We start from the raw sequence: 13,156 nt of genomic DNA on the forward strand, positions 1-13,156 counted from the left end.
TTTTTCAAATTTGGTTGGTAGTGGTATACTCTTAACAGAATGAATTTGGGTGATCAGAAAGGAAGTACATGAATGGAGATTTTAAATCTCTCTTTACCAGCAACCAATCGGTTTGCTTCGAATTATTTGGAACAATCTCCAGAAATCCAGCCTTTTTTTCATTACCGGTTTAATGATGGGACCGATGATGCCAAACGAGTTGCTGAACTTAGTAACCGATCATTTCCTCGCTTAGAGGTTGCTGAACATATTGAGAGCTTTTTGAAGCGGTTTCCATCGTCTGAAGCTGTTATAAAGTCAATCGATAAACTTAAATCAAATAATAGCCTCGTCGTTATTGGGGGACAACAGGCAGGTATTTTAACCGGCCCGCTATATTCAATACATAAGGTAATTTCTATTATTAAATTGGCGGAGCAAAAAGAGGCGCAGTTGGGCGTACCAGTGGTTCCTGTATTTTGGATTGCTGGAGAAGACCATGATTTCCAAGAGGTTAATCATGTGTTTGTACCAGTGAACCAAAAGGTTGATAAATGGACATATCCAGAAAGAGTCCTGCAAAAGAAAATGGTTTCTGATATTCAGTTAAACAAAGAAGTTTGCCTTTCATGGGTACAAAACTTAATAGAGAATTTCGGTGAGACAGAATACACCAAAACACTATTAGCTTTTGCTGAAAAACAAGTATCTATCTCAACCAACTTTGTCGATTTTTTTGCAAATATTATTATGGAATTGTTCAAGGATTATGGGTTATTAATCGTTGACTCTGGTAACAATGAGTTTCGGAAGGTGCAGAAAGAATTTTTTAAAGAGCAAATCCTTAACCATGAAATGATTACATATAAGTTACTGGAACAACAAAGGCGAATTGACGAAAAGGGTTTTCCGGTAACGATTGATGCAAGTGAAAAGAATGCGAACCTTTTCTACTATGACCAGAAAATGAATGATCGGATTTTACTTGAATATGATCGCGATAGTGATTGTTTTGTGGGGAAAAATGGGGCGCTCACCCTTTCAAGAGAACAATTAGTAGACCTTGCTGAGAAGAATCCAGCAGCTTTAAGTAATAATGTGGTGACTCGTCCGTTAATGCAGGAATGGCTCTTCCCATCTATTGCTTTCATTGCGGGGCCGGGAGAAATTTCTTACTGGGCAGAACTAAAACTAGTATTTGAACATTTTCAAATCAAGATGCCTCCCATTGTTCCTCGTTTGAACATTACGATCCTTGATCGATCTGTTGAAACAGACGTTTCTGAATTACATTTAAATTTAACTGAAATATTAAGCAATGGTACGGAAAAAGAGAGGAATCAATTTCTAGAAGAAATAAAAGATAAAGAAGTGGTTTCGCTATTTTCGCTTGCGAAAGAACAATTAGTAAATCAGTACCGATTAATAGAAGGTAAGACAGCTGAGTTGGACCGCGGCCTATTACCATTGTTAAAGAAAAATGAAATGTACTTACTTAAAGAACTCGGGTTTATGGAATCTAAATTATATGAGGCAGGAAAGTTGAAACACGACAATATCCTTAAAAAATATGACCGTGTGGATTTGGCTTTAAGACCAGACGGCTTTCCTCAAGAACGGGTTTGGAATATCTTTTATTACCTAAATCAATATGGGTTGAATTTTATTCATGATTTAATGTTAGGTACATTTGAATTTGATGGCCGGCATAAAGTAATGAAAATGTAGAAAACTTCACAGCTTTGAAGTTCAGACTGTCGACAAATCCGAAGGATTTCGGATTTTAAATCGACAGTCTTTTTTGTTTGGCTAATTTAACTCGTCTGTTGATTTCTGTTCCAGGCGGCTTCGCTTTCCGCGGGCGGTTCGGGGAGCCTCCTCGCCGCTTTCAGCGCCTGCGGGGTCTCCCCTGTCCCGTACTCCCGCAGGAGTCTTCGCCGCCTTCCACTCCAATAAACAGGTGTATTTAATAAAGATCTGCAATACTATAAAGAATAAAAATATTTGGTGAATTCAGTGTTAATTCAAAAATTTCTAGCCAAATCTGGAATTGCTAACATCGTATTAAAGATAGAAATTTCTTTCAGAATACTAGTGAAATGGTTCTCCTTATTGCATCCTCCCCAAATTAAAAAAGATGGCAACCTATTTAGCAAGAGTAGCTAAAGTGTGTGGCAATGATTAGGTTGATTTGCCTCCCTGTTGATTGGAGCGGAGGGCACTCGACTCCTGCGGGATAGAGAGGTCACGGGAGACCCCGCAGGCGCCAAAGCGCCGAGGAGGCTCCCGGACCTCCCCGCGGAAAGCGAGTGGCCGGAGCGGAAATCAACAGGCCATTTTGCATAGACAATCTTGAGAACCTTACTCGATAATCTGAACTTCACAGCTGTGAAGTTTTTTTTTTTGAGAAATTTCTGGATAAAAAAGGATTTCAGGGTTATTGAGAAGAATAGTTTAAAAAAGGTGGTGGAAAGTGGGGGAATGTGGTACATTTTTAATAGAAAGTGGGGGTCATGGGTATGTTCATGGGTGAATACCATCACAGCATTGATAATAAAGGCCGACTGATCGTGCCCTCCAAATTCCGCGATGATCTTGGTGAAATGTTTATCATTACACGTGGATTGGATCAATGTTTGTTTGGTTACCCGATATCAGAGTGGGGGCTGATTGAAGAGAAATTAAAAGGCTTACCTCTGACAAAAAAAGATGCCCGGGCTTTTACTAGATTCTTCTTTTCAGGTGCAACAGAGAGTGAACTTGATAAACAAGGAAGAATTAATATCCCTGCACCACTTTTGCAATATGCAAAGTTGGAAAAAGAATGTGTAATTTTAGGTGTTTCCAATCGAATTGAAATTTGGAGCAAACAGATTTGGGAAGACTATTTTACCGAGTCAGAAGAATCTTTTGCAGAAATTGCAGAAAATATGATTGGCTTTGATATATAATGGATAAATTATGTTAATATATTTTCTGTTATATATTGTTCGATTGGAAAAGGTGGTTACTACATGTTTGAACATACAACTGTGTTGTTAAAAGAAGCTGTTGATGGCTTAAATATTAAGCCTGATGGAATTTATGTTGATTGTACTTTGGGTGGAGCGGGGCATAGTTCACTTATTCTTTCAAAACTTGGAGCCCGCGGTAAACTATTTGCATTTGACCAAGATGATACTGCAATTGCACACGCAAAAGAGAAGTTGGCTGAATATGGGGATCGTTTAGAAATCATTAAAAGCAATTTCTTGTATTTGAAAGAAGAACTTGAAAATCGAGGAATTGTTAAAGTGGATGGAGTACTTTACGACCTTGGAGTTTCCTCTCCGCAATTGGATACTCCTGAAAGAGGTTTTAGCTATCATCATGATGCACCACTTGATATGAGAATGGATAATGAAGCCGATATTTCTGCCTACGATGTAGTTAATCATTGGGCCTATGAAGACTTGGTGCGCATCTTTTTTCGATATGGTGAGGAGAAATTCTCTAAACAAATAGCTCGTAAAATAGAAGCAGCAAGGATGGTAAAACCAATTGAAACGACGTCAGAATTAGTTGAACTGATTAAGGACGCGATTCCGGCCCCTGCAAGAAGAAAAGGTGGACATCCAGCTAAGCGAGTTTTTCAAGCAGTTAGAATTGCTGTGAATGATGAATTAGCGGTGTTCGAACAGTCAATAAATCAAGCGATTGACTTGTTAAACCCTGAGGGAAGAATAAGCGTTATAACCTTTCACTCTCTTGAGGACAGGATTTGCAAAGCAGCCTTTAAGAAAGCAAGTGAAACTCCTAATTTACCTCCTGGTTTACCAATTATTCCTGATGAGTATAAACCGATATTAAAGTTAATTTCGCGGAAGCCAATCCTTCCATCTGATGAAGAATTAGAGCAAAATAATCGCGCTAGATCTGCTAAACTTAGAGTTGCCGAAAAGCTATAAGGAAAAATTCGGAAATTCAAAACTAGATTTAAAAATAGATAATAAGCTGGAGGGGAAGAGTTTGAGTAATCTTGCCAGGAAGAATGTAGAACAGCAACACACGGAGCAGAAAGTCCAACAAAAGAGACAAGTCATTATAAAAAAATCCTGGCTCACTCCAGGGGAAAAAATTATTGGAATAGCCTTTGCTGGATTTGTATGTTTTGGTGCCGTTCATATTATTTCAAATCAAGCAAAAATTTACGATGTTAATAAAGATATACAGATTATGGAAACAAAGGTAGAGGAACAACAGAAAGTAAATAGTGATTTGCAGGTTCAAGTAAGTGAATTAAGTGCATACGATCGAATTTATAAGAAGGCCAAGGAAATGGGCCTAATAAAAAACGAAAATAACGTCAAGGTAGTGCATTAGAAATGAACAAGAAACAGCCATATATGAATGCAGGAGCAACCCTTTTATTTGGATTTTTTGGTTTGCTCTTTTTTGTTTTACTCTTCAGATATTTTTCAATTCAAATCACAGGTGAAGTTGATGGGCAGCCTCTTGCTGCAAAAGCTCAAGAAAAATATAGCAGGGAAGGGAATTTGATAGCCTTAAGGGGCGATATCTTAGACCGGAATGGCGAAGTGATTGCTGAAGATACAAATGCCTATACGTTAATTGCTATATTAGATAAAAAGATGACAACAAATTCAAAAAAGCCCCAGCACGTAAAAGATCCGGCGAAAACGGCAAAAGAATTGGCAAAATATCTAAAAATGGATGAATTAGAGATTTATAGCATCTTAACAAAAGGAATAAAAAATCATAAATTTCAGGTTGAATTCGGCAAGGCAGGCAGAGATATTACCCACGAAACAAAGATTAAGATTGAAAAACTTAAACTTCCCGGGATTACATTTATCCGTGATTCCAAACGCTTCTATCCTAATGGTGTATTTGCTTCCCACTTAGTGGGTTATGCTGACCGGATTGAACAAAAGGACAAAAGTATTAAGTCAGTGGGTAAAATGGGCATTGAAAAAAGTCTAAATGATGAATTAACGGGGACAAATGGGAAGGTTAATTTTGAAAGTGATTTGTGGGGTTATATACTACCTGATGGAAAAGAAAAGATTACTCCTGCTAAAAATGGAAATGATGTTTATTTAACCATCGACCAAAAAATTCAAACATTCTTAGAAGATGCAATGAACAAAACAGCAAAGGAATATAAACCGGAAAAAATCATTGCGATTGTGGCGGATCCGAAAACTGGTGAAATATTAGCAATGGGACAACGGCCTTCTTTTGATCCAAAAACAAAAGAAGGAATTGAAGATGGCTGGCATAATGAAGCGATAGAAACTTCATTCGAACCTGGTTCGACCATGAAAATTTTTACGCTTGCCGCAGCCGTCCAGGAAAAGGTGTTCAATCCTAACGAAATCTATCAATCTGGTTCATATCAAGTAACTAAAAGGGATAAAGCAATTCATGATCATAATTACTCGGGATGGGGTCCGATCACCTATCTTGAAGGGGTACAGCGTTCATCAAACGTTGCTTTTGCAAAAATAGCTAAAGAGAAGCTTGGTTTTGAAAAGTTTCGAGAATATTTAACAAAGTTTGGCTTTGATAAGCCCACAGGAATTGACCTTCCCAACGAAACATCTGGGAAAATCCAATTTACCTATCCGATTGAAAAAATTACTACAGCTTACGGGCAGGGCACAGCAATAACACCCATACAGCAAATTCAAGCAGCAACAGCCATTGCAAATGGTGGGAAAATGATAAAACCGCATGTGGTTAAAAAAATTGTCAATCATGATACAGGTGAGGTCATTAAATCATCGTCCTCTCAAGTTGTTTCAACACCAATCACAAAAGAAACGGCCAAGGAGGTTCGAGATATCCTTGAAACGGTTGTTACCTCACCTAAGGGTACTGGCGGCCGGTATAAAATTGATGGATACAGTGTCGCCGGAAAGACGGGAACAGCTAATATTCCTGGACCGAATGGCGGGTATTTACAAGGTGCTAATAACTATATGTTCTCATTTTTAGGAATGGCACCAAAGGATGATCCGGAATTAATTGTTTATGTTGCTGTTCAGCAACCTGAATTAGAGGGGCTTGAAACTGGTCAAGGTGCGATACCTGTTTCGGCTATTTTTAACCCAGTCATGAAAAACAGCCTACATTACTTAAACATTAAGCCTTCTCAACTTGAAGAGGCACAATTGAATAAACTAGAAGATTTTAAGGGAAAATCGGTTGCTGAAACCGTAGCTGATTTAAAAGGAAAAGGAATTGAACCTGTTGTAATTGGCAAAGGATCAGAAGTTGTCAGGCATCTACCAGAGTCTGGGACAACAGTTTTACAGGGTGAGAAGGTAATCATACAAACAAATGGTGAAATAAATGCCCCTGATATGACAGGTTGGTCGCTTAGAGATGTAATGAAAGTAGCAAATATTGCCGGATTGAAGTTAAATTCAAAGGGCAAAGGGTTTGTAACCCAGCAAAATATTAAACCGAAAACACATGTTCAAAAAGGAGATTTTTTAATCGTAGACTTAAAGACTCCTGAAGAGCAGTGGAATCAGGAAAATAATGAAAAAACAAATCCCCAAGGTCAAACAGAGGAAAATACAGAAGAACAAGTCCAGGATTAATAGAAAATCCCGCTGTCTTAGCGGGATTTTTCCTATCTAATGCCCAAAACCTGCGTTCTAAGAAAAAAAGTACAAGCATATACATGAACGATAGAAAAAGGAGGGTCGTTCAAACTATGCGTGTTTCAAATGTTACTGTCCGTAAACGATTAATGATTGCACTATTCATTGGTATTCTCACCTTCTTAATAATTGATATCCGGCTTGGATACGTCCAATTTGTCCTTGGTGATTGGTTGACCAATGGGGCAAGGGACTCTTGGAGCAGAAATATCCCTTTTGAACCTGAACGAGGAGAAATTGTTGACCGAAATGGGATTCCTTTAGCAACAAATATTAGTGCGCCAACTGTTTATGTTATGCCAAGACAAGTAAAAGATCCGGCAGCAACAGCAGAGAAGCTGGCCTCCGTGTTAAATATGCCAAAAGACAAAGCCTATCGAGAAATTACAAAAAGTGCTTCTTCCGTTCGGATTAAGGAAGGAAGAAAAATTTCCCATGAAAAGGCAAAGGAAATCAGAGCCCTCGGTCTTGATGGCGTCTATATTGGGGAAGACTCTAAGCGCCATTATCCAAATGGAAGTTATCTTTCCCATGTGCTTGGATTCACTGGGGTGGATAACCAAGGTTTGATGGGACTTGAGCAGTACTATGATAAAGAGTTAAGCGGTGAACGTGGAGCAGTTAAATTTTATGCGGATGCTAAAGGAAAAAGAATGAATAGCATGGCTGATGATTATGAGCACCCTGTAAACGGCCTTGAATTGAAGCTGACAATCGATTCAAAAATCCAAACGATAGTAGAAAGAGAGTTAGATATTGCGGACGCAAAATATAACCCGGACGGGATTGTTGCCATTGCAATGAATCCGAATAATGGAGAAATATTAGCCATGTCGAGCAGACCAACTTTTGATCCGGCTAATTTTCAAAATGTTCCTCAAGAGGTATATAATCGCAATCTCCCTGTATGGTCAACGTACGAACCAGGGTCAACATTTAAAATTATTACCCTTGCAGCAGCATTGAATGAAGGAAAAGTGAATTTAGAAAAAGAGCATTTCCATGATTCAGGGTCGGTTCAGGTAGCGGGAGCTAGGTTAAAGTGTTGGAAACGAGGCGGTCACGGCGATCAGTCCTTTTTAGAAGTTGTGCAAAATTCCTGCAACCCTGGGTTTGTCGAATTAGGACAAAGACTTGGGAAAGAAAAATTGTTTAAATATGTGAAGGATTTTGGTTTTGGTCAGAAGACCGGTATTGATTTACAAGGCGAAGGAACGGGGATTTTATTCAATTTAGATCGTGTAGGGCCAGTTGAACAGGCAACGACAGCCTTTGGACAAGGAGTATCAGTAACACCTATCCAGCAGGTTACGGCTGTATCTGCAGCCATTAATGGCGGGATATTATATAAGCCGTATATTGCAAAAGAGCTCGTAGATCCAATTACAAACGAAGTGGTAATGAGAAATTCCCCGGTTGAAAAACGCCGGGTAATTACGGAAGAAACTTCAAAAGAAATCCGTCATGCTCTTGAGAGTGTAGTTGCACAGGGGTCAGGAGGAAAGGCGTTTGTTGATGGTTATCGTGTCGGTGGAAAAACCGGAACTGCCCAGAAAGCGAAAAACGGGAGATATTTAGAAAATAACTTTATCGTTTCCTTTGTTGGATTTGCTCCCGCAGATGATCCACAAATTGTTGTCTATGTGGCAGTCGATAATCCAAAAGGAGTTACAGCCTTCGGTGGTACAGTCAGTGCTCCAATTGTTGGTAATATAATGAAGGATAGTTTGAGCCAGATGGGAATTAAACCTCGAAAGGGTCAAATTGAGAAGGAACTGAAATGGCCCGATACACCGTTATTAAAATTACCGGATTTCACAGGATTAACAAAAATGGAGCTAATGGATCAACTGATAAATCTAAAAATTGATGCTAGTGGTGAGGGGGATGTAGTTGTAAGGCAATCTCCCGAAGCAGGTGCCAAAGTTAAAGAAGGGTCAAAAATTAGGCTTTATTTTGGTCAAGAAGATTAATGCAACTAAGAATTCATAAAAGTAGAGGCGGTCGGAATGATTTCCGCCGCCTAATTTTTTCATTAAGCTTTGATTACTAAATAGCAAAATGAAATGTTTTAATGTAAAATAAGATGGAACTTTCTTAAGAGGAATTTCCAAGGTGAAAATTAGTCATATGTATGTACGGTTATGAGAGGATTTGAGAGAAATGAATCTACAAAAGCTGCTTAAGAATTTGCATCTTCTAGTTCCTTATCTAGGTGAGGATCCAGAGATAACTTCGATTGAGAACGATAATCGGAAGGTGCAAAACGGGAGCTTATTTATTTGTATTAAGGGATACACAGTAGACGGTCATGATTTTGCTGAATCTGCTGTGCAAAGCGGGGCAGCAGCTGTATTAGCTGAGCGTCCGTTATCACTAGATGTACCTGTCATTCTTGTTAAAGATACAACGAGAGCAATGGCAGTGCTAGCTGATGCTTTTTATGAGCAGCCAACGAAAAACCTGCACTTAATAGGAATTACCGGAACAAACGGGAAAACAACCACCAGCCATTTAATTGAGAAAATATTCGCCGATGCCAATCAAAAAACAGGTCTAATTGGCACTATGTATACTAAAATAGCTGACAAGACGATTGAAACTAAAAACACAACCCCGGAAAGTTTAACACTTCAAAAAACCTTTAAACAAATGGTTGAAGCAGGTGTTGATATAGCAGTAATGGAGGTTTCCTCACATGCGTTAGATCTTGGAAGGGTACATGGCTGCGATTATGATGTGGCTGTGTTTACAAACCTTACGCAGGACCACTTGGATTATCATAAAACAATGGATGAATATAAGCGTGCTAAAAGTTTATTATTTGCCCAGCTGGGTAATACCTTTAATCAGAAAAAACCTAAATTTGCTGTATTAAATGCAGACGACCCTGCTTCTGAGATGTATCGAAGGTCGACTGCTGCACATGTTATTACATATGGAATCGACAATAAAGCTGATCTTCAAGCGAAGAACATTCAAATGACTTCTTCAGGTACGCAGTTTGAGCTTGTAGTCCAATCGGAAAAATATCCGATTAAAATGCAATTAATAGGTAAATTCAGTGTTTATAATGTTTTAGCAAGTATTGGGGCTTCCGTTGTGTCCGGCATTGATATTAAGGCAGTTATCCAGTCGATCGAAGCTGTAAAGGGCGTATCAGGCAGATTTGAGCTTGTAAATGCAGGACAGGATTTTACAGTTATTGTTGATTACGCCCACACACCAGACAGTCTTGAAAATGTATTAAAAACGGTTCAGCATTTTGCTAAGAAGAAGGTTTTCGTTATTGTTGGCTGTGGTGGTGACCGTGATCGTACGAAGAGACCATTGATGGCTCAAATAGCCTGCCAATGGGCCACAGATCCCATCTTAACTTCGGATAACCCTAGAAGTGAAGACCCATTAGCAATATTGAGGGACATGGAAGCAGGAGTGCAAGGTTCAGCATACCGAATGATCCCTGACCGCAAAGAAGCGATTCAAACTGCTATACGAGAGGCATCAGCGGGTGATGTAATCTTAATCGCCGGCAAAGGCCATGAAACCTATCAAATTATTGGCAATGTTGTTCACGATTTTGACGATCGGTTAGTTGCTCGGGAAGCAATTGAGGGGAGTTAGCTATGTATTTAGCTTTAAAAGACTTGGTAAGTCTATTTGAGAAAAGTCGTGGGGTCAAAGATAACCTGTTATTTTTGACAGTTTGCGACCAAGCTCATTCAGCACAGCCAAAAGGATTATTTATATCATTAACTAAAGACGCAGGGGAACTTTCTGATGCAATTTCTAACGGAGCAATAGCCGCGATTTGGGATCAAGGACACGAACTTCCAAGCTATATACCGAACCAGTTTCCACTATTCTTTACACCAGACCCTGCAGAGGCAATCGTAACTATCTTAAGTCGTTATATTGAAAAATTAAATGGAGAAACAGATAAAATTATGGAGATAACTAACTTTAAATTTACAAATAAAAAACTTCTTAATAAAAATAAAGAAACATATGATATAGCTGTGATGTTAAACGAAATTACATGCAAAAACGACGCTGAAAGGAGGGAATAAAATGCTCGAGCAAGTTATTTTCTTCACAATAATTATGGGATTTCTTATCTCGGTATTACTTTCTCCAGTGTTTATTCCCTTCTTAAGAAGGTTGAAATTTGGACAAAGCATTCGTGAGGAGGGGCCAAAATCCCATCAAATAAAATCAGGCACACCCACCATGGGTGGTGTAATGATTTTGTTTTCGATTGTTATTACAACACTTGTAATGACAGGTAAGTTTTCTGCACCGACTGTTAAAACTTATTTGCTACTTCTCGTTACACTTGGATTTGGATTGCTTGGGTTTTTAGACGATTTTATCAAAGTTGCTCTTAAAAGGAATTTAGGATTAACTTCTAAACAAAAGCTGGCAGGTCAAATCATTATTTCAGTAATTTTTTATCTTATTTATAAACAACAAGGTTTTTCTACCGAAATAAGCATTCCCTTTACGGATTCCACATTGGATTTAGGGTGGTTTTTCATTTTCTTCATCATATTCTGGTTGGTCGGCTTCTCCAATGCTGTTAATTTAACAGATGGATTGGATGGTTTGGTGTCAGGCACCGCAGCAATTGCATTTGGTGCATTTGCTGTTCTTGCGTGGAATCAATCACAACTGGAAATTGCGATATTTTCTGTTGCGGTGGTAGGCGCTGTACTAGGATTCTTGGTATTTAATGCCCATCCGGCTAAGGTTTTTATGGGAGATACAGGTTCACTGGCACTCGGAGGTGCAATTGCAACGATTGCTATTCTTACGAAGCTTGAAATTTTACTTATTATCATTGGTGGAGTATTTGTTATTGAAACGTTATCGGTTATTTTGCAGGTTATTTCCTTCAAAACGACGGGTAAACGAATTTTCCGTATGAGCCCATTACATCATCATTATGAATTAGTTGGCTGGTCGGAATGGCGGGTAGTCGTCACTTTTTGGAGCGTTGGATTAATTCTTGCGATACTAGGAATCTATATTGAGGTGTGGTTATAATTGAAACAGATTAAATCTTTCAGTCATAAAAAAATTCTTGTCCTAGGTTTGGCGAAAAGCGGGGTAACAGCTGCCGCCCTATTACATAAGCTTGGTGCATTTGTCACAGTTAATGATAAAAAGCCATTTTCGGAAAATCCAGAGGCTCAGGGATTATTAGAACAAGGGATTAAAGTAATTTGTGGTGATCACCCTATTGAGTTGCTTGATGAAGGATTCGAGTTAATTGTCAAGAATCCCGGTATTCCATATAACAACCCTATGATTGTAGGCGCTATAGAAAAAGGGATTCCTGTAATTACTGAGGTTGAACTTGCTTATGAAATATCTGAAGCCCCGTTTATTGGGATCACAGGGACCAATGGGAAAACCACAACGACAACATTAGTTTATGAGATGCTAAATGAGGGGCAGAAGCACCCGTTAATCGCAGGAAATATTGGTACAGTGGCATCAGGGGTAGCCGAGGAAGCGACGGCAGAAAATACGATTGTCATTGAATTATCATCTTTTCAGTTAATGGGAATTGACATGTTTAAACCTAAGATTGCCATTCTTACGAACCTTTATGATGCCCATTTAGATTATCATGGGACAAAACAGGAATATATTGCTGCAAAGGCAAACATTACAAAAAATCAATCTGAAGTTGACTATCTTATTGTTAATGCCGATCAGGAAGAAACATTAGAAGTTGCACGCCACTCTAAGGCCAGAATTATTCCTTTTTCGACGAAGAAGAAGCTGTCTGAAGGTGCGTACCTATCTGATGGCTGGATTATGTTTAATCATGATAAAGTAATGGAAATTGAGAATATAGCTTTACCAGGCAATCACAACCTTGAAAATATCTTATCTGCTATGGCTGCAGCAAAGCTTTCAGGTGTAGAAAATAGTGCTATCCAGCAGGTTCTACGAACGTTTACTGGTGTCAGGCACCGTCTGCAATACGTAACAGAAGTGAACGGAAGAAAGTTTTACAATGATTCGAAAGCAACGAATATTTTGGCGACGATTAATGCCTTGGCTGCTTTTGAAGCCCCGGTTGTTCTTCTTGCAGGTGGCTTGGATCGCGGAAATGAATTTGATGAACTACTTCCTTATTTAAAACATGTAAAAGCAATGATAACCTTTGGGCAAACTGCACCTAAGATGGAACGCATAGGGAAGGAAGCGGGAATAAAACTAATCAAGCGTGTCGATAATGTTGACAAGGCAGTGCCTGAGGCTTATCGATACTCTGAATCAGGTGACGTGATATTATTATCTCCAGCATGTGCGAGCTGGGATCAATATAAAACTTTTGAGGTCAGGGGAGACATTTTTATCGATTCGGTGCATAAGCTTAAGTAAGGGCTTGTCTTAGTCGAAAAGTACACTTTCACATGTGTACTTGACGCTAAGGCAGTATTAGAGGTTCTGCTAAGCCCTAAAACTAGCAGTTGAGGTGTATGGTG

Annotated in this window: 10 protein-coding genes; all 10 read left to right on the forward strand. The window is 39.0% G+C overall.

What is annotated here, in order from left to right:
- The first annotated feature begins 72 nt into the window (after positions 1-72).
- The 10 genes from bshC to murD all read left to right on the forward strand — a co-directional run bounded on the left by bshC (position 73) and on the right by murD (position 13,052).
- On the forward strand, positions 73-1,707 hold the full coding sequence (gene bshC, locus BR30_RS0118975) for a bacillithiol biosynthesis cysteine-adding enzyme BshC (RefSeq protein WP_026566365.1): 1,635 nt from the start codon (positions 73-75) through the stop codon (positions 1,705-1,707).
- A 791-nt stretch (positions 1,708-2,498) separates the two neighbouring features.
- Positions 2,499-2,930, forward strand: coding sequence for a division/cell wall cluster transcriptional repressor MraZ (gene mraZ / locus BR30_RS0118980; RefSeq protein WP_026566366.1), 432 nt, complete (start codon positions 2,499-2,501; stop codon positions 2,928-2,930).
- A gap of 63 nt (positions 2,931-2,993) precedes the next feature.
- A complete protein-coding gene (gene rsmH, locus BR30_RS0118985; protein WP_026566367.1) occupies positions 2,994-3,926 on the forward strand; it encodes a 16S rRNA (cytosine(1402)-N(4))-methyltransferase RsmH in 933 nt (310 codons plus the stop codon).
- Between the two features lie 61 nt (positions 3,927-3,987).
- A complete protein-coding gene (gene ftsL / locus BR30_RS0118990; protein WP_026566368.1) occupies positions 3,988-4,341 on the forward strand; it encodes a cell division protein FtsL in 354 nt (117 codons plus the stop codon).
- 2 nt (positions 4,342-4,343) lie between these two features.
- Positions 4,344-6,590, forward strand: a complete 2,247-nt coding sequence (locus tag BR30_RS0118995) for a penicillin-binding protein (protein WP_026566369.1) — start codon at positions 4,344-4,346, stop codon at positions 6,588-6,590.
- A gap of 116 nt (positions 6,591-6,706) precedes the next feature.
- Entirely contained in the window at positions 6,707-8,626 is a 1,920-nt protein-coding gene (locus BR30_RS0119000; RefSeq protein WP_026566370.1) for a stage V sporulation protein D, read from the forward strand.
- 190 nt (positions 8,627-8,816) lie between these two features.
- Positions 8,817-10,277 carry a UDP-N-acetylmuramoyl-L-alanyl-D-glutamate--2,6-diaminopimelate ligase gene (locus BR30_RS0119005; protein WP_026566371.1) on the forward strand — a complete coding sequence of 487 codons (1,461 nt, stop codon included), beginning with the start codon at positions 8,817-8,819 and terminating at the stop codon, positions 10,275-10,277.
- Between the two features lie 2 nt (positions 10,278-10,279).
- Positions 10,280-10,723, forward strand: a complete 444-nt coding sequence (locus tag BR30_RS33965; RefSeq protein ID WP_051633681.1) for a hypothetical protein — start codon at positions 10,280-10,282, stop codon at positions 10,721-10,723.
- Position 10,724: 1 nt separating this feature from the next.
- The gene (gene mraY, locus BR30_RS0119015; protein WP_026566372.1) at positions 10,725-11,699 is read left to right on the forward strand and encodes a phospho-N-acetylmuramoyl-pentapeptide-transferase; all 975 of its coding nucleotides are present in this window, start codon (positions 10,725-10,727) and stop codon (positions 11,697-11,699) included.
- On the forward strand, positions 11,700-13,052 hold the full coding sequence (gene murD / locus BR30_RS0119020) for a UDP-N-acetylmuramoyl-L-alanine--D-glutamate ligase (RefSeq protein ID WP_026566373.1): 1,353 nt from the start codon (positions 11,700-11,702) through the stop codon (positions 13,050-13,052).
- The last annotated feature ends 104 nt before the right edge of the window (positions 13,053-13,156 follow it).

Source organism: Bacillus sp. UNC41MFS5, assembly GCF_000686805.1.

What these genes read in the sequence shown, in the direction of transcription:
- rsmH (WP_026566367.1), top strand. Translation starts at nt 2,994, where the DNA reads ATGTTTGAACATACAACTGTGTTGTTAAAAGAAGCTGTTGATGGCTTA.
- BR30_RS0119000 (WP_026566370.1), top strand. Translation starts at nt 6,707, where the DNA reads ATGCGTGTTTCAAATGTTACTGTCCGTAAACGATTAATGATTGCACTA.
- bshC (WP_026566365.1), top strand. Translation starts at nt 73, where the DNA reads ATGGAGATTTTAAATCTCTCTTTACCAGCAACCAATCGGTTTGCTTCG.
- BR30_RS33965 (WP_051633681.1), top strand. Translation starts at nt 10,280, where the DNA reads ATGTATTTAGCTTTAAAAGACTTGGTAAGTCTATTTGAGAAAAGTCGT.
- BR30_RS0118995 (WP_026566369.1), top strand. Translation starts at nt 4,344, where the DNA reads ATGAACAAGAAACAGCCATATATGAATGCAGGAGCAACCCTTTTATTT.
- mraZ (WP_026566366.1), top strand. Translation starts at nt 2,499, where the DNA reads ATGTTCATGGGTGAATACCATCACAGCATTGATAATAAAGGCCGACTG.
- mraY (WP_026566372.1), top strand. Translation starts at nt 10,725, where the DNA reads ATGCTCGAGCAAGTTATTTTCTTCACAATAATTATGGGATTTCTTATC.
- BR30_RS0119005 (WP_026566371.1), top strand. Translation starts at nt 8,817, where the DNA reads ATGAATCTACAAAAGCTGCTTAAGAATTTGCATCTTCTAGTTCCTTAT.